This window comes from Ruegeria sp. O4 (assembly GCF_056535125.1).
Genome location: NZ_JBQERO010000008.1, coordinates 103,277 through 122,458, shown reverse-complemented (window position 1 = coordinate 122,458; position 19,182 = coordinate 103,277). Strand labels below are relative to the sequence as shown.

18 protein-coding genes are annotated in these 19,182 nt (G+C 55.1%); 12 read left to right on the top strand and 6 right to left on the bottom strand.

Features of this window, described 5'->3' with window-relative positions; all coding sequences use genetic code 11:
* Window positions 1–37: 37 nt before the first annotated feature.
* Window positions 38–1,576 (bottom strand): alkaline phosphatase family protein, encoded by a 1,539-nt coding sequence (locus ACR0J7_RS11490; RefSeq protein ID WP_480773678.1) that lies wholly within the window; start codon window positions 1,574–1,576, stop codon window positions 38–40.
* A gap of 257 nt (window positions 1,577–1,833) precedes the next feature.
* Between ACR0J7_RS11490 and ACR0J7_RS11485 the strand changes: the two genes are divergently transcribed.
* Genes ACR0J7_RS11485 through ACR0J7_RS11470 form a run of 4 tightly spaced genes read left to right on the top strand, consistent with a single transcriptional unit; the run spans window position 1,834 to window position 5,750 of the window.
* Window positions 1,834–2,958, top strand: a complete 1,125-nt coding sequence (locus ACR0J7_RS11485) for an ABC transporter permease (protein WP_480519934.1) — start codon at window positions 1,834–1,836, stop codon at window positions 2,956–2,958.
* A 1-nt stretch (window position 2,959) separates the two neighbouring features.
* Window positions 2,960–3,775: an ABC transporter ATP-binding protein gene (locus ACR0J7_RS11480; protein ID WP_480494154.1), complete on the top strand. Its 816-nt coding sequence runs from the start codon at window positions 2,960–2,962 to the stop codon at window positions 3,773–3,775.
* A 5-nt stretch (window positions 3,776–3,780) separates the two neighbouring features.
* Complete coding sequence (locus ACR0J7_RS11475) at window positions 3,781–5,097, top strand: MlaD family protein (RefSeq protein ID WP_480899965.1); 1,317 nt, start codon at window positions 3,781–3,783, stop codon at window positions 5,095–5,097.
* Window positions 5,094–5,750, top strand: a complete 657-nt coding sequence (locus ACR0J7_RS11470) for an ABC-type transport auxiliary lipoprotein family protein (protein WP_267366949.1) — start codon at window positions 5,094–5,096, stop codon at window positions 5,748–5,750. Before ACR0J7_RS11475 ends, ACR0J7_RS11470 begins: the two co-directional genes overlap by 4 nt.
* A gap of 85 nt (window positions 5,751–5,835) precedes the next feature.
* Here ACR0J7_RS11470 and ACR0J7_RS11465 read toward each other — a convergent pair whose 3' ends face one another.
* Window positions 5,836–7,416, bottom strand: a complete 1,581-nt coding sequence (locus ACR0J7_RS11465) for an FMN-binding glutamate synthase family protein (RefSeq protein WP_480623172.1) — start codon at window positions 7,414–7,416, stop codon at window positions 5,836–5,838.
* A 251-nt stretch (window positions 7,417–7,667) separates the two neighbouring features.
* Between ACR0J7_RS11465 and ACR0J7_RS11460 the strand changes: the two genes are divergently transcribed.
* Together ACR0J7_RS11460 and crcB are read left to right on the top strand one after the other, a co-directional pair.
* Window positions 7,668–8,036, top strand: a complete 369-nt coding sequence (locus ACR0J7_RS11460; protein ID WP_480588669.1) for a fluoride efflux transporter FluC — start codon at window positions 7,668–7,670, stop codon at window positions 8,034–8,036.
* On the top strand, window positions 8,033–8,395 hold the full coding sequence (gene crcB, locus ACR0J7_RS11455) for a fluoride efflux transporter CrcB (protein WP_480559876.1): 363 nt from the start codon (window positions 8,033–8,035) through the stop codon (window positions 8,393–8,395). Before ACR0J7_RS11460 ends, crcB begins: the two co-directional genes overlap by 4 nt.
* Before the next feature lie 200 nt (window positions 8,396–8,595).
* On the opposite strand, the gene ACR0J7_RS11450 is transcribed toward crcB, so the two are convergent.
* On the bottom strand, window positions 8,596–9,213 hold the full coding sequence (locus tag ACR0J7_RS11450) for a TetR/AcrR family transcriptional regulator (protein WP_480914347.1): 618 nt from the start codon (window positions 9,211–9,213) through the stop codon (window positions 8,596–8,598).
* A gap of 145 nt (window positions 9,214–9,358) precedes the next feature.
* Here ACR0J7_RS11450 and ACR0J7_RS11445 point away from each other — a divergent pair, with 145 nt between their 5' ends.
* The 5 genes from ACR0J7_RS11445 to mtnA all read left to right on the top strand — a co-directional run bounded on the left by ACR0J7_RS11445 (window position 9,359) and on the right by mtnA (window position 14,354).
* Window positions 9,359–10,288, top strand: a complete 930-nt coding sequence (locus ACR0J7_RS11445) for an AEC family transporter (RefSeq protein ID WP_480773672.1) — start codon at window positions 9,359–9,361, stop codon at window positions 10,286–10,288.
* 102 nt (window positions 10,289–10,390) lie between these two features.
* Window positions 10,391–11,224, top strand: a complete 834-nt coding sequence (fghA, locus tag ACR0J7_RS11440; RefSeq protein WP_480914345.1) for an S-formylglutathione hydrolase — start codon at window positions 10,391–10,393, stop codon at window positions 11,222–11,224.
* 3 nt (window positions 11,225–11,227) lie between these two features.
* On the top strand, window positions 11,228–12,685 hold the full coding sequence (gene sthA, locus ACR0J7_RS11435; RefSeq protein WP_480483704.1) for a Si-specific NAD(P)(+) transhydrogenase: 1,458 nt from the start codon (window positions 11,228–11,230) through the stop codon (window positions 12,683–12,685).
* Window positions 12,682–13,137 (top strand): YaiI/YqxD family protein, encoded by a 456-nt coding sequence (locus tag ACR0J7_RS11430; protein WP_480483703.1) that lies wholly within the window; start codon window positions 12,682–12,684, stop codon window positions 13,135–13,137. The genes sthA and ACR0J7_RS11430 overlap by 4 nt, the downstream gene beginning before the upstream one ends.
* A 122-nt stretch (window positions 13,138–13,259) precedes the next feature.
* Window positions 13,260–14,354 (top strand): S-methyl-5-thioribose-1-phosphate isomerase, encoded by a 1,095-nt coding sequence (gene mtnA / locus ACR0J7_RS11425; protein WP_480483702.1) that lies wholly within the window; start codon window positions 13,260–13,262, stop codon window positions 14,352–14,354.
* 62 nt (window positions 14,355–14,416) lie between these two features.
* Here the strand turns inward: mtnA and ACR0J7_RS11420 are convergent, their stop codons facing one another.
* Window positions 14,417–15,652, bottom strand: a complete 1,236-nt coding sequence (locus ACR0J7_RS11420) for an MFS transporter (protein WP_480899962.1) — start codon at window positions 15,650–15,652, stop codon at window positions 14,417–14,419.
* A 149-nt stretch (window positions 15,653–15,801) separates the two neighbouring features.
* On the opposite strand from ACR0J7_RS11420, the gene zapE reads away from it, so the two are divergent.
* Window positions 15,802–16,860 carry a cell division protein ZapE gene (gene zapE, locus ACR0J7_RS11415; protein ID WP_480588661.1) on the top strand — a complete coding sequence of 353 codons (1,059 nt, stop codon included), beginning with the start codon at window positions 15,802–15,804 and terminating at the stop codon, window positions 16,858–16,860.
* Window positions 16,861–16,920: 60 nt separating this feature from the next.
* Here zapE and ACR0J7_RS11410 read toward each other — a convergent pair whose 3' ends face one another.
* Window positions 16,921–18,195, bottom strand: a complete 1,275-nt coding sequence (locus tag ACR0J7_RS11410) for a bifunctional folylpolyglutamate synthase/dihydrofolate synthase (protein WP_480899960.1) — start codon at window positions 18,193–18,195, stop codon at window positions 16,921–16,923.
* The gene (accD, locus tag ACR0J7_RS11405) at window positions 18,192–19,124 is read right to left on the bottom strand and encodes an acetyl-CoA carboxylase, carboxyltransferase subunit beta (RefSeq protein ID WP_480559863.1); all 933 of its coding nucleotides are present in this window, start codon (window positions 19,122–19,124) and stop codon (window positions 18,192–18,194) included. The genes ACR0J7_RS11410 and accD overlap by 4 nt, the downstream gene beginning before the upstream one ends.
* Window positions 19,125–19,182 lie beyond the last annotated feature (58 nt).

Here is a 19,182-nt window from a genome sequence, read left to right as displayed (position 1 = left end):
TAGTTAGAACAGATGAACGTTGACAAAAAACCGCGTTCTAAGATGTGTATCTGGGGCGGGATTTTGCACCCTCAGATGTGATCGAATGCAAGGACAATGTGTGGTCCATATTTCTCATCCGGTGGCGCAACATCTGTCGGCTTAACCGTGCGAGGTCCGTTGCAAAATCTGGATTCTCCGCGACGTTCTCGAATTCGCCCTTACCTTGGTGGTCGAACAGGATCGGGGGCAGGTCGGCAGCGAACTCGACCAGTGTGAACCGTTCATCCCGCAATATTCCCAAACACGAGTCGCTGTTACCGGTCCCCAAGTCTTGCTGCCACAGCGTCGGGTTTTCAGGTTCTGAAAAATCAAGTTCACTGAAAGAATAGTCGCGCCAATCGTCTGGGATATTACCGCGCAACAATGGCAGCAAGGACCGACCATCCATAGCGTTCGGAGCAGCCTGTCCAATCCAGTCCAGTATGGTCGGAGTGACATCCACGGACTCGGTTGGAACGGTGATCTTGCTTCCCGCTACAGCTTCGTTCCCGGGCAAACGGATCATCAGCGGTGTGTGATACGCTGCGTCGTAGACCGTCATTTTGCCCCAGCTGTGTCGATCCCCCAGCATTTCACCATGATCGGCGGTGATAACCAGCAATGTATCGTCGTATTGCCCGCTGTCCTTCAGGTACTGGACAACACGACCGATGTGGTGATCAACCTCGGTCGCCAGGCCCAGATATATAGCACGCAAGGTGCGAATGTTTTCGTCCGTAGGTTCAACGTCATCGAAACCATGAACAAACTTTTTCGCGCTAAAGGTATCCAGCTTTGGTCCGAAGAACGGGTGCAGTGCTTTTTCTGCTGCTGCGCTCGGCAAGCAGTGCGGCAGAGGGATATCCGCCGGGTCATACATGTCATTGTACGGGGCCGGTGCGACCAAGGGCGGATGCGGGCGGATATAGGTCAAATGGGCGAACCAACCGTTTCCACGATGCGGCGCGATCCCATCAAGAAAGGCATCTGTCAGAAAAGCTGTATCGCTGTCTTCCGCCCGATACAGCGCGGGATCATTCAGCCGCGGGTGTCCACCGTCGGGCGAAACGGGCTTGTAGACATCCCAGTACTTTTCGAACTGGTACCCCTTTTTCATCAGATGCGCTTGCCAAGGATATGATTCTTCAAGGCGCATTTCGACAACTTCAACAAACCCAGTCATCGACTGTTCGTAAGACTTGAGGTCAGGGTCATTGGGATCATGGACGCGCGGGTCGGCGGAGGTATCTGTGTACCCAAACAACATTGGCAAGTAACCAGCTTTGCGCATCTCCGTGGCGATGTTTGGGGTATCGTGCCGTAACGGCGTTCCGTTTCTTACCGACCGATGATTCATCGCATATTGGCCGGTCAGAATCGATGCGCGCGAGGGACCACAGGGATTGGTGACCGAAAAATGTCGGGTAAAGGTCACGGCCTCATCCATAAAAGCCCGCAAATTCGGAAGGTTCACATGGTCTGCCAAGGCCCCGGACAGGCAATCCGCTCTAAGTTGGTCGATGATGACAAACAAGACGTTCTTGGTCTGATGCATACCGACTTCTCCGATTCCGCGCCGTAATAACCAACGCGGAATGTGTATTGCTTCCCGCCACAGCGCAACCAATTTGTCGGTCAGGCAAAGACGTGCTATCCCGACAAAGTTGTTGTGCGACAACCTCTGGCATGCACCTGTTCTGCATAGCTCCAATGCGACGGTCGGCGTGACGTCAAGGCCATCCAGCGCGGCAAAAAGAAGTCCAATGGCACAAAGCCATTGCGGTCATTGAATGTTTCAATTCACATGACCTCATGACGCAACCTTCGATTATCTCAGAACACGATTCCAGCGGTACTCGTGTACGCATATCCGGAGAGCTGCTCACGCAATCGCTTCAAACCGTTGAACAAGGTTTTGCCTCTGTCCGCCCAACCGGAGACAGGCTTGTTCTCGATCTGTCCGAGGTCGAAGCTCTGGATACCGGCGGTGCCTGGCTGATCGCGGACCTTGGCAAACGCTTCACGTCGCAAGGTGCAACACTTGAATTTCAAGGGGTGAAACCGGCACATGCCACTCTGATAGATACTGTAACCCGCAGCATACCCGACGAACCCGGTGAACTTGATAAACCGCGAAGTCTGTTGGATTTGATCGCACAGATGGGTCACATCACCGTAGGTGCCTGGCGGGATACGCTTTCCATCCTCGAATTTCTGGGTCTGACACTGCATCGGCTGTTTCGTACCATTGTCATGCCATGGCGACTGCGCAAGGCAGCGCTGGTCACACACATGGAAGAGACCGGGTTCAAAGCACTGCCAATCGTGGCCCTTATGGGATTTCTGATCGGTGTCGTACTGGCCTTTCAGGGCGCAACCCAGTTGAAGCAATTTGGAGCTGAGATATTCGTTGTCGAGCTGATCTCGATCTCGGTTCTGCGTGAACTGGGCATATTGCTGACTGCTATAATCGTTGCCGGGCGCTCGGGTTCTGCATTCACCGCATCTATCGGTTCGATGAAAGTGCAGGAAGAAATCGACGCAATGCGAACGCTGGGTCTGGACCCGATCGAAGTTTTGGTCATTCCCCGCGTTTTGGCCTTGTTGATCATGCTGCCCATACTGGGATTTGTCGCCGATATCGCGGGTCTGTTTGGTGGCGCATTGATGAGCTGGATCGACCTGGGGGTAAGCCCCGGCATGTTTCTTACTCGCTTGAAGGAAAACACCGACGTCTGGCAATTGGCGGTCGGTCTTATCAAAGCTCCGTTCTTTGCGCTCGTTATTGGCGTTATTGCCTGCTGGCAGGCAATGCAGGTCAAAGGGTCCGCCCAAAGTGTCGGTCAACGTACGACAGCATCAGTTGTTCAATCCATTTTCATGGTGATCGCAATCGACGCTTTGTTTTCGATCTTCTTCTCAGAGATCGGAATATGACATGACCGGGGATACACCACAGCCATCAGTCGCCACAACTACAGACCGTGAGGCTGTCATTCGTGTAAGCGGGCTCCGAACTCAGTTCGGTACCCAGGTGGTACACGAAAACCTGAATCTTGATGTCTGGAAGGGAGAAGTTCTGGGAATCGTTGGCGGGTCGGGCACCGGTAAATCCGTATTACTCAGAACTATCGTAGGGCTGAACAAACCCGCCGCCGGAGAAATCGAGGTGCTGGGCGTCGATGTTCTGAATGGCCCAGAGGATGACCGCCGCAGGATCGAACGCCGCTGGGGTGTTGCCTTTCAGGACGGGGCACTGTTTTCGTCACTGACCGTGCTGCAAAACGTGATGGCTCCGTTGCGGGAACACACAGGTCTCAGCGAAAAACTAATGGAGTCTCTGGGTGCGTTGAAGATCAGCCTCGTGGGACTGCCACAGCTGAGTTGCGGCAAGTTTCCGTCAGAACTGTCGGGTGGCATGCGCAAGCGCGCTGCGCTGGCTCGGGCGCTGGCCCTTGACCCCGAGATCGTTTTTCTGGACGAACCAACCGCAGGATTGGACCCGATCGGCGCAGCGGCGTATGATGAACTGATCGGCGAATTACAGCAGGCACTTGGGTTGACCGTTTTCATGGTCACCCATGATCTGGACAGTCTTTACGCGATCTGCGACCGCGTTGCAGTGCTTGCAGAAAAGCGCGTACTGGTTGAAGGTCCGATTGAGGACATGACCAAGGTCGACCATCCTTGGGTACAGGAATACTTCACAGGCCCCCGCGCCCGCGCGGCGCAACAGAAGGGGCAAAACAGGTAAAGGCAATGGAAACCCGGGCGAACTACATCCTGATCGGCGCGTTTACTCTTGCAGGGTTGCTGGGCGCATTCGGCTTTTTCCTGTGGCTCGCCAAGTTTGAGATCACGCGCCAATACGCTTATTACGATGTACTATTTGACAATGTCGCAGGTCTGTCGGCAGCCAGCGGCGTGAACTTCAACGGCCTGCCGGTCGGGCAGGTCGTTTCCTTGCAACTGGATGATAATGATCCGTCAAAGGTTCGCGTGCGGATCGAAGTGGACGCAGACATTCCGATAACCAATGATACAATCGCACAGCTTCAGTCACTTGGTGTGACTGGTGTTGGTTATGTCGAACTGACAGGGGGATCCGCTAACGCCGAACGATTGCCACAAAAGAGCATTATCAAGAGCAAACGAAGCACAATTCAATCCCTGTTCGAAGGCGCGCCAAAAGTTCTGGATGAAGCCGTAACGCTTTTGGAAAACCTGAACAAAGTCGTCGATGACAAAAACAGGGAAGCTGTGAGCGGTATTCTGGATAATCTTGCTTCGGCCACAGGTAAACTGGACAATACACTGACAAGTTTTGAATCCGTGGCAAATGACATCGGCAGCGCTGCGCAGGATATTGGCGCGTTTTCAAAGCGGCTGGACCCGCTGATCGAAACTGCGCAAACAACGCTCAAGACCGGCTCTGAAACACTGGAAGCTGTCAAAACAGCATCCGAGTCCGCCAAGACAGCGCTGGACGAAGCTAAAACAACCCTTCAGACGGCGGACCGCATTTTGCAGCAGGACGTGAAGCCTTTCATCGAGCGAGGCTCGCAACTGGCTGAACGATTGACCGTTTTGTCTGATGAAGGCAGCGTTACCCTTGGAATTGTGAACGAAACCGTGATGAACGCCAATTCGACGCTTGGTTCGATTACTACGACGATGGAGTCCGCCAAGGGGGCGCTGGCTTCGGCAGAATCCGCTTTTGACTCTGCAAATCGTGTCATGGAGGAAGACGTGGCACCTGTTGCGGAAGATGTCCGGAAGGCGGCCAATCAGGTGACTGAAACCGTCGCGGGCATAACGGAAAAGATCGACCAGATCTCGGACGACGTCCTGAGCGCGTCAAATTCCGCGTCCGAATTGCTGGGAACCATCGACGGCATTGTTCAGAGCAACCGCCGACAAGTGTCAGACTTCCTGCGGGTCGGGTTGCCTCAGTTTGTTCGTTTCATCGAAGAATCCCAGCGTCTTGTTATCAGTCTGGATCGCCTCGTAGACAAAGTTGAACGCGATCCGGCACGTTTCCTTCTGGGCACCCAAGCATCGGAGTTCCGTCAATGATCAAGCCTGCACTTGCAATGTTGATGGTCGCGTTGTTTGGCGGCTGCGCTGGTCTGGGCACGTTGCAACAAGCGGCGAAACCGAATGATTTGTATCTGCTGACCCCAAAAAGCACGTTTTCCTCGGCGCTGCCCAGGATTGAAAAGCAGATCGTCGTTCAGGAACCCACGGCAACTGCCGCTGTAAACACGGACCAGATTGCCATTCAGCCCACCTCGTTGCAGGTTCAATATTTGCCCCGCGCCCGCTGGGTGGATCGCGCGCCCTTGATCGTTCAAACCTTGTTGGTTGAAAGCTTTGAGAACTCGGGCAAAGTCGCAGCTGTTGGACGCTCAACCGTTGGCCTGCGGGCCGATTATGTAATAGCCCCGGACCTTCGAGAGTTTCAGGGGGTCGTGATCGAAAATACCGAGAACGGAGCCAAAATTCGCGTCGAAGTTCGTATTAACATCAAGGTGATCGACGAATACGAAGATAAAATCGTTGCATCCAGCTCGTTCCAAGAAAACGTCGTGGCGGCAAGCGATCAGACGCCGGATCTGATCAATGCATTTGACCTGGCGTTGGGGCGCGCGATGAGAGATTCTGTTGAATGGAGCATTCGCAAGATCAATACCCACGTGGCAAACAACCCGCGATCCATTCCCAGATAACGAAAGTTGCATAAGACGGCGGAAAAAGCGGGCAACTACGGCCGCGCTTTCACATTACCAATCATCGCGCTACCTAATGTGGTTTTCAGAATTGTGCGGCCGAAGCTCGGTTCCAATCATCTGCAAATTCTTCGGGAATGTCGTCCTTTAACAAGGCACCGTCCTCCAGATAAATATAAAGCTCGGCATAGGTACGCTCATGCTCGTCCGCAGTTCGGCGCAGGATATCACGGGGATGTAACTCGGACGCTTTTTCCTTGCCCATCGCGCCCAAAAGCTCGCGGAAACTTTCCAGTGTGGCATCGTGATAGCGATGAACACGCCGGCGTTTCTGCGGCACATTCACAGCGCGCCCGCGGATGGGATCTTGTGTAGCCACCCCTGACGGACAACGGTTTGTGTTGCAATGCAATGCCTGGATGCAACCCACCGCAAACATCATCGCGCGCGCCGAGTTGCACATGTCGGCACCAAGCGCCAACTTCTCGACCATGTCATAACCGGTCGCCACTTTTCCGGAACAGATGATCCGGATCTTGTCACGCACTCCGACACCACGCAAACAGTTGCTGACAAAGATCAAGGCTTCGTTCAGGGGCATACCCAACCGGTTGGTGAATTCCACCGGGGCTGCGCCCGTGCCCCCTTCTGCCCCGTCAATTGTGATGAAATCCGGCAAGATACCCGTTTCAAGCATTGCTTTACAGATCGCCATGAATTCGGACGGCCTGCCGATGCACAGCTTGAACCCGACAGGTTTGCCACCTGACATTTCTCGCAGGTGCTGGACAAAATGCATCAAACCTGTGGGCCCATCGAAGGCACTATGGGTGGGCGGAGAAATCACATCCTGATGTTCGGGCACTCCCCGTATCTCGGCAATCTCGGCATCGACTTTGGCTGCAGGCAGAACACCGCCATGGGCGGGCTTTGCACCTTGTGACAGCTTGATCTCAATAGCCTTGACCACGTCCCTTCCTGCCTTTTCGGCAAACTTGTCCTTGTCAAATCCACCAGCAGGGGTCCGGCACCCGAAGTAACCCGTCCCGATCTGCCAGATGATGTCCCCGCCTTCGGCCAGATGATGCGGTGACAGCCCACCCTCTCCGGTGTTATGCGCGAACCCCCCATCCTTGGCTCCTCCGTTCAGCGCGCGGATGGCATTGGCACTGAGCGCGCCAAAGCTCATGGCAGACACATTAAGGCGTGAGGCGCTGTAAGGTTGCGTACATTGCGGACCCCCCAGCATTATGCGTTCTTCACTTTTGTCTACATGTTTGGGGGCTAGTGAGTGGTTGGCGCGATGATACCCGGTTTCGGTAATGTCGTATTGCGTGCCGAACGCCTGTGTGTCCACCTGCCCCTTGGCCCGAGAATAAACCAGCCCTCGGACAATCCTGTTGAAAGGCCGTCCGCTTTCGTTGGTTTCCACAAAATATTGGCGAATTTCCGGGCTTACAAATTCCAGCATGTACCGGAAATGCCCAAGAACCGGATAATTGTTCAGGACGTTATGTTTGGTCGTCAGAACATCATAAAGACCGATGATCGCGTACGGCACCAAAATGATCAGAAGCCAAAGCGCAGGCGACCAGAAGAACCCAAGGATCAGAACCAACGGCAGACAGACACAGCTCAGAAAAAAGAAAATTCTGCGTACAATCATGTTCCAAACTCCTTGTGTTTCTATTGGGCTGATGAGCCATGCTGACAGAACTCAACGTGAAACAGATTGAAATTTTATTTCAAGTGCCCGCGGAAAAATGTCTGCTGAGGGACGTAAACGTGAAATCATGTTACGAACCGCCCAACTGTTGAACCCAATGCAACCACCAGATAAATCACGCTTAACGGACGACAAAGGGCCGATCCTTGGCAAACACACAATCCCACCTCTGGCATGACCGAAAAAGCGTGATGTTTCTATCCGTCTTCGCAGGCGGTGCGCTTGGGTCGTTGTTGCGTGAGGCGTTTGCACTAGAGATCCCAGGCCTAAGCTTTCTCACCTCGACTTTTGGCATCAACGTAGTCGCCTGTTTTGTTCTGGGCTGGCTATATTCCGTGCGCCATAAGGTGCACGCGCATGTTCTGCATCTTGGCGCCGTTGGGTTTTGCGGTGGATTGTCGACCTTTTCGTCTTTTGTTGCAGATCTTGAACGAATAGCCGACGGCGGCCTATGGGTAACGTCCCTGGCAATCGGGCTGGAAGTTTCATTTGGCCTTGCTGCCGCGCTGTTTGGTGAAAGACTTGGACGGCATTTTCATTCCGAAAAGACGCCGTCATGAGCGAAGTGTATCTTCATTCCATGTTCGCGTTGGGCGGAGGTCTGGGGGCCGTGATGCGCCATTGGCTGGCGCTGAAGATTCGGCACGACTTGCCACTAGCAACCTTGCTCGTAAATGTGTTGGGTAGCTTTCTGCTGGGGATCTGGGTTGGGTTTTTAGGAGGTCCAGTAGACATTCCCGAGGACCAAAAACGCCTTGTTTTCGGATTTTGCGGTGGTTTTACAACCTTCTCCAGCTTTGCCTACCAATCGCTCGAACTTCACCGCGAGCGCACATTGCTTTTGGCAGCAGGTAATATTCTGATCAGCCTTGCTCTGTGCTGGTTTTCTTTCTGGCTTGGCCTGTTGCTAACGAGCTAAAGTGCATCAAGCTGGGCAACAAGTTTGAACGCTGACCTGCTTTTCTTTCCGGCCAATGTTGGGTCCCAAGCCACACCAATAGTTCGACAAATAAAGAGTTTGAAAAGACTTATCGCAGTAAGCTGAACTGCATCGAGTGTTCTGGTGTGTGAGCAATGGCCTGTGTCCCTGATCCGGATATGGGCCATTTCTTTCTTGGATCAGACCCCATACCGGGCAAGAAACATGTCCACGGCTTGTGTCGCTACTTCAGCGATTTCTTCATTGCTGAATGAATTCTGAATTCCAAATGCAGCCCGGGTCCAGATCCGTACTTTGCAAAGCTCGGAAAACTGCTCAGCCGCTATTTGGACATTTTCAACTGCTAACTCACCTTTAGCCACGGCTATTTCAAGGTATTCTGCCATTTGACGCTGGCCGTTTTGCGGCCCCGCTTCGTAAAATGCGCGGCCAAGTTCCGGAAACCGGTCTCGTTCGGCAACACAAATGCGGAAAACCTGCTGCGCGAAATCTGAAACCAGAAACGCCGTCAACTGTGTGGCCGCGATCATCAAAACTTCTCGTGCGGGTTTGGTCTCGTCGATCATCGCGACGACCCGTTCGGCCATAAGACAGCATTCCGTTTGTGCAACTTCCATGAACAAAAGGCGCTTGTCCGGAAAATAGCTGTACAAGGTTGCTTTTGACACTCCAGCCGCGCGGGCAATGTCATCCACGCTTGCGCCCTCGAATCCGTCCGCCATGAAAACCTCTCGGGCCCCGCGCAAAACCTGATCAAACTTTCGGCCTGTGCGCAGGATGGTGGCGGTCTGGGTCATGTCATCTCCTCGATCAATACCTGTCACAGTTTATAAACCGTTCGGTTCAGGTACAAGGATTCTCGTATTCCCTTTAACTCTGACCTCGCCCAATTTGGGGTGTTGAGCTCTTGCGACGGTTCTAAACCGTGCTAGGACTTGGCCCATGGCCGATATCTTTTTGCGTACACTTCCCTTTTTTGCAATCATCGGCCTTGGCTTTTGGGCTGGGCGCACACGGTTCTTTACGGCCGAAGCAACCGCATACCTGACCAAGTTCGTCTTCTTCTTCGCGCTGTCGGCAATGCTTTTTCGATTTGCGGCGACCCTACCCTTTGCAGAGATTTTCAACGCAAGACTGATCTTCGGTTATCTCATTGGAACCGCTGCTGTTTATGGCATAGCAACTTGCGTTGCGTGGATACGCGGCCTGGACGTGCCTACTTCGGCGGTTGAGGCACAATGCGCTGCTATTGGGAACGTTGGCTTTCTTGGCCTGCCGATGCTCGCGCTGCTGTTCACCGAAGCCGCTATTGGTCCGGTCATGCTGGTCCTGACCGTAGATCTGGTGGTATTCTCGTCTCTGATCGTGATCCTGATCAACGGTGGTCGCGACGGAAGGCTGACCCCAGCCACATTCAAACTGATTGGAATGGGTCTGCTCAAGAACCCGATGATTGTCTCGATCTCTGCCGGGCTCGTCTGGTCATCCCTGCAAATCCCGGTTCCCGATCCGCTGAACAACTTTCTGACCATCCTCGGTGGTGCCGCAACCCCCGGAGCGCTTTTTGCAATCGGTGCGTCCCTTGCTGGCAAATCCGCGGAAAGATTTCAGATCGCAGCCTGGTTGAGTTTCTGCAAACTAGTGCTCCACCCGCTTTTCGTAGCAATCGCCCTGATCTGGCTGATCCCGATCGAAACATTCCCGGCAAGCGTTGCAATTGCAGCAGCAGCTCTGCCCGTAGCAGGAAATGTCTATATGCTGGCCGCGCATTACGGCATTGCCCCACAGCGCGCCTCGGCTGCTATTTTACTGTCGACGCTCGTCAGCATTGTCACCATACCACTTGTTATTGCGGCTCTAGGTACCCCCTGACCTTCACCCTTTCAAAAATACTCACTCCAAAGGCACTCGGACTTTACGCCGGGTCCGTGGATCGTTAGCCATGTTGCGACTCTAGAATAAGGACGATGCCTAATGGAAACCCTTTCGGAAAATGCCTGTTTCGGCGGAGTGCAAGGCGTGTATCGCCATGCTTCGTCGACATGCCAATGCGACATGACGTTTGGCCTTTTTCTTCCGGCCGAGGCGAAAGATGGCCCGGTTCCGATCTTGTGGTATCTGTCTGGTCTGACCTGCACCCATGAAAACGCGATGACAAAAGCCGGCGCACAAGCTTGGGCTGCGGAACAAGGCATTGCAGTGGTATTTCCCGACACTTCGCCACGCGGTAAAAGTGTTGCGGATCATGACGACTACGATTTGGGTCAGGGCGCTGGGTTCTACGTGAACGCCACGCAGGAGCCCTGGGCACCGCATTTCCGGATGTGGGACTACATTGCCGACGAATTGCCTACCCTGCTGTTCGAAAGCTTTGCCATCGATTGCGAACGTCAGGCCATTACGGGTCATTCCATGGGCGGGCATGGTGCATTGACGTTGGCCATGAACCTTCCAGGACGGTACCGCTCGGTTTCGGCCTTCGCACCCATCGCGAACCCGACGGGCGCTGACTGGGGGCGCAAACAGCTGGGCGCGTATCTGGGGGATGATGAATCCCTTTGGGCCAAACACGATGCTTCCCTGTTGATGAAAGAAACCGGTTTCGACGGCCCCATCCTGATCGATACGGGCACCAATGATCAGTTCATGGACCTGCTGCGCCCAGAAGCGCTTGCCCAAGCCATCGCTGAGCGTCGCCAGCAAGCAACCTTCCGCCTCCAGCCGGGGTATGACCATTCGTATTTCTTCGTATCTACCTTCATGGAAGATCACATCGTTTTCCACGCCGAAGCGCTGTACGGAGACTGAGATATGAGCAAATACGACTATGATCTGGTCATCATCGGGTCCGGGCCTTCGGGGCGTTCTGCGGCCATTCAGGCTGGCAAGCTCAAGCGACGGGTTCTGGTGATTGACCGAAAAGACCGTTTTGGTGGGGTGTCCGTTCACACCGGAACTATCCCATCCAAGACATTGCGCGAAACGGTTCTGAACCTGTCGGGCTGGCGCGAGCGCAGCTTTTATGGCCGTTCCTATCGGGTCAAGGACCAGATCCGCGCCGAAGATCTGAAAGCCCGCCTGCACATGACCCTCGATCACGAGGTCGATGTGTTGGAACATCAGTTCAACCGGAACCACGTCGATACTCTGGACGGTTTAGCCAAGTTCGTCGGGCCACATGAAGTGGAAGTCGCCACCGATGCCGGAGAGACCACACGTGTAACGGCCGCCAAGTTTTTGATTGCGACAGGAACCAAGACCTACCGCCCCGATTATGTTCCGTTTAACGGCAAGACCGTGGTCGATGGCGACGAGTTTCTGGAAATGGCGGAAATCCCGCGTTCACTGGTTGTTATCGGTGCCGGGGTCATTGGGGTCGAATACGCCACGATGTTCTCGGCACTGGACGTTCGGGTGACGCTGATCGAGCCGCGGGATACGTTTCTGGACTTCATCGATAGCCGCTTGATTCATGATTTCACCCATCAGATCCGCGAAAACGGTGTTGATCTGAGGTTGGGATCGGCTGTCGAAAAGATTGAAGATGCGGGCGAGCATGTGGAAGTGACCCTTGAAAACGGGCGCCACGTGCGGGCGGAAATGCTGCTGTTTGCAGCCGGGCGCATGGGCGCAACATCGAAACTCAATCTGGATTCAGTTGGACTGGAAACCGATCACCGCAATCGGATCAAGGTAGACCGCAAGACATATCAGACCGCGGTTCCGCATATCTATGCGACCGGGGATGTGATCGGTCACCCTTCGCTGGCCTCGACTTCATTACAGCAAGGGCGTGTGGCTGCCTGCCATGCGCTCGAGACACCTACACTGCCGGAAAGCCCGTGGTACCCCTATGGCATCTACTCGGTTCCCGAAATTTCCACCTGCGGCATGTCCGAGGAAGAACTTCAGGAGCGTGGCATTCCCTATGAGGTTGGCGTGGCCCGATTCCGCGAAACCTCGCGCGGGCATATCATGGGTCTGGAACACGGTATGCTGAAGATGCTGTTTTCGCTTAAAACCCGCCGTGTCTTGGGCGTGCAGATTGTGGGCGAAGGTGCGACCGAACTGATCCACATCGCTCAGGCGGTGCTGAACCTGAAGGGCACTGTCGATTACTTCGTTCAAAACACGTTCAACTATCCAACTCTGGCCGAGGCTTACAAGATCGCCGGGCTGGATGCTTTCAACCGGATGCCAATCCCGGACGAATTCAAGGTGCGGAAGAAACCTGCTCAACCAGAGAAAAAAGAGGCCAAAAAGGCGTGACAACGCTGTATGTCGATGGCGATGCCTGCCCTGTAAAGGCCGAGGCCGAACGGGTTGCAACACGACACAAGGTGCCTATGGCACTGGTGTCGAATGGCGGTCTTCGACCGTCAGCAAACCCGCTTGTACAGGTCATCGTGGTTTCGGAAGGTGCTGATGAAGCGGACAAATGGATTGCAGAACGTTGCGGCGCAGGGGATGTAGTTGTGACCTCCGATATCCCTCTGGCCGCAAAATGCGTCGAAGCGGGTGCCCGAGTTTTGCGCCCCAACGGCGAGGCCTTTACGGCAGCCAACATTGGCCAGCAATTGGCGATACGTGATTTGATGGCTGACCTGCGGGCCGCCAATCCATTGGGGGCCGGAGGCGGCGGCCGACCGTTCAGCAAAGCAGATCGTTCGAGGTTTCTGGATGCGTTAGAGCGGGAACTTCGCGCAGCGACCCGAGGGTAAGTGCAGTCACCGGCAAGCTAAAATGCCAGACGGCAACCAGAAACGCCCGTTTACAAGCCCGCCGAAAGAACGCAGGCTGCGAAAGACTTCTGATCAGGCTATTCGCAAACGGAGACCGAATTATGAAAGTACAGGGTGCTCATTACCGGTCGATTTGGTGGGACAAATCGGCAGGTGAGGTTCGGATTATCGACCAGCGTTGGCTGCCCCATGACTTTCGGGTGGTTGCCCTGAAAACGCTGGATGAATTTGCGACAGCGATCCGCGACATGTGGGTCAGGGGTGCGCCACTGATTGGTGCAACAGCCGCGTTTGGAATTGCCGAACAGATGTCCCGTGACAGCTCTAACGCTTCGTTCGACGCCGCGTATGACGTATTGCACGCGACCCGCCCAACGGCAATAAACCTGCGTTGGGCCTTGGACAGATGCCGCGACTCGCTGATGCCACTTGCCCCAAGTGATCGTGCTGAACGGGCCTGGGCACTCGCACAGGAGGTTGCAGACGAAGATGTTGAGATCAATGCCTCGATAGGTCGCCATGGGCTGCAACTGATCAAAGAAATTGCAGCCCGAAAGCCCGCAGGTGAACCGGTGCGGCTATTGACGCATTGCAATGCCGGTTGGCTGGCAACGGTGGATTGGGGAACGGCGACAAGCCCGATGTATCACGCGCATGACGCGGGCATTCCGCTTCATGTCTGGGTGGATGAGACCCGACCACGAAATCAGGGGGCGCTGACATCCTGGGAACTTGGCGAACACGGCATTCCCCATCGTTACATCGTGGACAATGCAGGCGGTCACCTGATGCAACATGGTTTGGTTGACGCCGTCATCACCGGTACAGACCGGACCACGGCACAAGGCGACGTCTGCAATAAAATCGGCACCTACCTGAAGGCCTTGGCGGCGCGGGACAACGGGGTTCCGTTTTATGTCGCCCTGCCCTCGCCCACGATTGACTGGACGGTTCGGGATGGAGTGTCGGAAATCCCAATCGAAGAACGCGATAAAAAAGAAGTGACCCATGTCATGGGCGTGGATGGACAGGGGGATATTGCCGATGTTCGCGTCACCCCGAACGGGACGAAAGGTGGCAATCCTGCCTTTGATGTCACACCCAACCGGCTGGTGACGGGGCTTATCACCGAACGCGGCGTCTGTGCCGCCTCGGCCGAAGGCCTTGCAGGATTGTTTCCGGATCGAGTCGGCTAGATTAACACCCCACACGGCGTTACCGCTGGCACGCGCACGTAGGTCGAGCGCGAAACGTCACGTCAGGCGGGGACTGCCAGACGGTTCTCTCGGATAGGTAGATGAACGATGGCGCTGAAGGCCCCTATTGCCACACCGATCCACCAGACCAGGGCATAGTCACCATACTGGTCATACATACGCCCCCCCAGCCAGACGCCCAGGAAGCTGCCAACCTGATGGCTGAAGAAGATTATGCCATAGAGTGTTCCCATGTAACGCAAACCATAGAGGTGCGCGACAAGACCCGACGTGAGCGGAACGGTGGCCAACCAAAGCGATCCCATCACCAGCGAGAATGTAATGACGGACAGCGGCGTTATCGGGAAAACGATGAACAATGCCGCAGCAAGTGTCCGACCGGCATAGACCGAGGCCAGCAGGTATTTCTTAGGGAAATGATTACCTGCCCAACCCGCCAATAGAGTCCCGGCGATATTGGCCAAACCAATCAGTGAAATCGATACCGCGCCAAGTGCGGACGTGGATGTGATGCCGATGGAATACAGCACGCTGCCGGGTTCGATCGGGCCGCACATTTCGGTTACGAATGCCGGAAAATGAGCGGTGATAAATCCAAGCTGGTAACCGCAGCTGAAAAACCCAATAAATATCAAAGCATAAGAAGGATCTCGGAACGCCTTCCCCAGAATTTCTCCCATGCTTTCTTGCAACTCTGCCTTTGAAGCTGGTTGAGGCGCCCGCATGAAAGGCAAGGTCAATACAAGCGCAAGAATGGCAGCGGCAAACACGACGAAGACTTGTTGCCAGGGCAAGAATGACAGCAACCACTCAGCCGTCGGCGCGCCCAGAACCTGCCCGAAACTGCCCGCAGCAGTAACGATGGCCAGCGACATGGACCGGTTTTCATCAGAGGACGCGCGACCGACCACAGCCAAAACCACACCGAACCCGGTGCCAGCAATGCCAAACCCAACCAGCCACGCATAAACCTGATGCTCGAGCGGTGTGACGGACCAAGCCGACAGAACCAGACCAGCAGCATAGGTCAAGGCGCCGAGGATAATGGCCTTTCGGTCTCCTACTTTCTCAGCGATAGCTGCAAAGATCGGTTGACCGATGCCCCAAGCCAGATTCTGGATTGCAATCGCCAATGAGAAATCCGTGCGCAGCCAGCCAAATTCACTGGCGATCGGAATCTGAAACACGCCGAAAGACGCGCGCACGGCAAAGCTGACCGTGATGATGATGCATCCAACGATCAGGATCGGGTTCAACATGCGGGTGGATTGCGGCATAGAGACCTCGGGTAGCTTGGTCCGACGGACCGTACTGGATTTACGGGTTGCGTCAATTCAACAGATTTGCGGTCACGGATAAGCAAATTTGATACGTCAGGGAAAAGGCTTCTTTTCAACGGGCTGGGTCATGGGTAAGGCTCTGGGTCATGACGGATCTGATTTCGCACTACGAAGCCCGCGTCGAGGATGGAACTCTGACGCGTGACGACGCTCAAGAAGCCGTGTTGCCCCAGTTTGAGCGCATCCGTGCGGCACTGGCCGAGCCGGTTAAACGAGGTTTTTTCCGCAAGGCTCCGCCTCCGCCTAAAGGCCTATACCTGTGGGGTGGCGTCGGACGTGGAAAATCGATGCTGATGGACATGTTCGTCGACACGCTGGGTGAAGTCCCCGCACGGCGCGTTCACTTTCATGCCTTCATGCAGGAAATCCATGCCGGAATGCACAAGGCCCGGAAAGAGAACGTTGAAGATGCGCTGGCACCCGTGGCAAAGGAGGTGGTGAAATCCGTCCGCCTGCTGGCCTTCGACGAGATGCAGATCACTGACATTACGGATGCGATGATCGTCGGCCGTTTGTTTGACCTGCTGCATGAAGGTGGCGTTGTTGTCGTGACCACGTCGAACAGGCATCCGGACGCGCTGTATAAGGATGGGTTGAACCGGCAATTGTTCCTGCCTTTTATTGCCCATATCAAAGACCAGTTGCAGGTATGGGAACTGGTATCGCCCACGGATTACCGTCAGAACAGATTAGAGGGGGCTCCGGTCTATTTTACACCCATCGGACCAGAAGCGCGGCAGAAATTACGGGATGTCTGGAAAGATCTTGCAGGCGGACCTGCCGATCCGTTGATATTGCAGGTCAAAGGCCGCGCTGTCGAACTGCCCGCATTTCGCAACGGGGTTGCACGGGCTTCGTTTTATGACCTGTGTGGCCGGATGCTGGGACCGGCGGACTATCTGGCTATCGCAGAAGCAATTAAAGTGTTGGTGCTTGAGGATATCCCCCGTTTGTCGAGAAATAACTTCAATGAAGCCAAGCGCTTTGTCATCCTGATAGATGCGCTCTACGAGGCAAAAGTTCGGTTGATCTGCTCGGCTGCGGCGGAACCCGAGATGTTGTATGTCGAAGGAGAAGGCACCTTTGAGTTTGAGCGTACTGCGTCGCGCCTGCGGGAAATGCAGGACCAGAACTGGGGGAAGTAGGGGCTCTGCCCCCGTCGCGCTGCGCGCGCCTCCCCCGGAGTATTTGCGAAAAGATGAAGCTTAACCGTTTTCGCGCAGGATGTTTCCGGCAAGATAAAGGGAGCCGCAGATCAGGACACGCGCCTGTGGGTCTTTGTCCGTGATTGTCTTCAACGCTTCCGAAACACTTGCAGCGACTGAAGAAGGCAGGCCAACTTTGGTGGCAGCGGCGGCGGTTTCTTCGGCGCTGAGCGTGGCCGCCTCGCCCGGTATGGAGACGGCGGTCAGGCTTGCAACCTGTCTTGACAGTGGCGCGAGATACCCAGTCACGTCTTTCGTGTTGAGCATACCGCAGATTATGTGCGTAGGGCGTTGCGGCATCTTTGCCAGCACATCGGCAAGCGCGATGCCTGCGGCCGCGTTATGCCCTCCATCCAGCCACAGTTCGACCTGGGGGGCTTGCTCGGTCAGCGGACCGGTTTTGAGACGTTGCATACGCGCGGGCCAATCGGCATTGGACACGGCAGCCTCGTAGGCAGTGTCACCCATTGAAAGATGACGCAGAACCGCCAAGGCAGCACCGGCATTCTGGAACTGATGTGCACCCAGCAGGTTGGGGAGCGGCAGATCACGCAACCCGGTTTCGTCCTGATAGATCAAGCGCCCGTTTTCTTCATGAACGTGCCAATGCTGGCCATGTACAAGTAGCGGTGCGCCCAACCGGGCGGCTGTGTACTCGATCACCTCCAGTGCCTCGTCTTCCTGCGGGCCGACGATGCATGGCACACCGGGTTTGATAATGCCCGCCTTTTCGGCGGCAATCTTTCCCAGGGTGTCGCCCAGATACTGTTCATGATCGATTGAAACAGGCGTAATGACTGTCACCGCCGGTTCATCAATCACATTTGTTGCATCCAGCCGTCCGCCCAAACCGACCTCGAGCAGAGTGTAATCCGCTTTGCAGCGAGAGAAGGCCAGCAAGGCAGCGCAGGTTGTGATCTCGAAATACGTGATGTTTTCGCCGCCGTTCGCCGCGTAGCACTCATCCAGAACCGCGGTCAGGCCGGGTTCCGAAATCAGTTCGCCCGCCAACCGGATACGTTCGTGAAATCGCGCTAGATGGGGCGAAGTGTAGGCATGAACGGAACGCCCTGCCCCTTCCAAGCCCGCCCGGATCATGGCCTGGGTCGAGCCTTTGCCATTGGTCCCGGCAATATGGATAACCGGTGGCAGCTTGAGCTGCGGATTGTCCAAGGCGGCCAGCAATCGCCAGACGCGATCCAAGGTCAAATCAATGATCTTGGGGTGTAGCGCCATCATCCGGTCGAGGATGGCGTCAGATGTCTTGGTGTTCATTTTTTCCCGGTCTCTTCGGCCTGCGCGACCTTGGCCGTTTCATCCGGTGCCGGTGCTGGCAGGTCACCTTTGATCGCCGGCGGTTGGTTCATCAGCATCCGGGTGATGGTGATCAGTTCGTCACGCATCTCGGTACGTTTGGTGACACGGTCCAGCATCCCGTGATCCAGCAGGTACTCGGCCCGCTGGAAGCCGTCGGGCAGCTTTTCGCGAATCGTCTGCTCGATAACTCGGGGACCGGCAAAGCAGATCAGCGCGTTCGGTTCAGAGATGTGGACATCGCCCAACATCGCATATGACGCCGTCACACCACCGGTGGTGGGATGGGTCAGCACAACGATATAGGGCAGATTTGCTTCTTTCAGCATTTCGACGGCCACGGTTGTGCGCGGCATTTGCATCAGGCTGAGAATGCCTTCCTGCATCCGCGCTCCACCCGCTGCCGAGAACAGGATCAGTGGGCGCTTTAGCTTAACCGCTTCTTGAGCGGCCGCGATGATCGCGTTGCCCACATACATGCCCATTGATCCGCCCATGAAGGAGAAATCCTGCGCTGCTGCAACGATTGGCGTGCGTCCGATTTCGCCTTTGGCAACCAGCATCGCCTCTTTTTCGCCGGTCTTTTTCTGCGCCGCTCGCATACGCTCGGGGTATTTCTTCTGGTCGCGGAAATGCAAGGGATCTTCTTTTGGCGCTGGCACTGCAACCTCAGTGAAAATACCGCCATCGAACAGGTGATTGAACCGCTCGCGTGGGGTAATCGCCATGTGATGGTCACATTGGGTACAGACGTTCTGATTTTCCGCAAGTTCACGATGAAACAGCATCGTTCCGCACTCGTCACATTTTTGCCAGAGGTTTTCGGGCACTTCACGGCGAGAGAAGATCGAGTTGATCCGGGGGCGGACGTAGTTTGTGATCCAGTTCATGTCGGAACCTTGGCTTGTGCGGTGTTGACGTCAAATAAGACGCCACGGAAAGAAATGC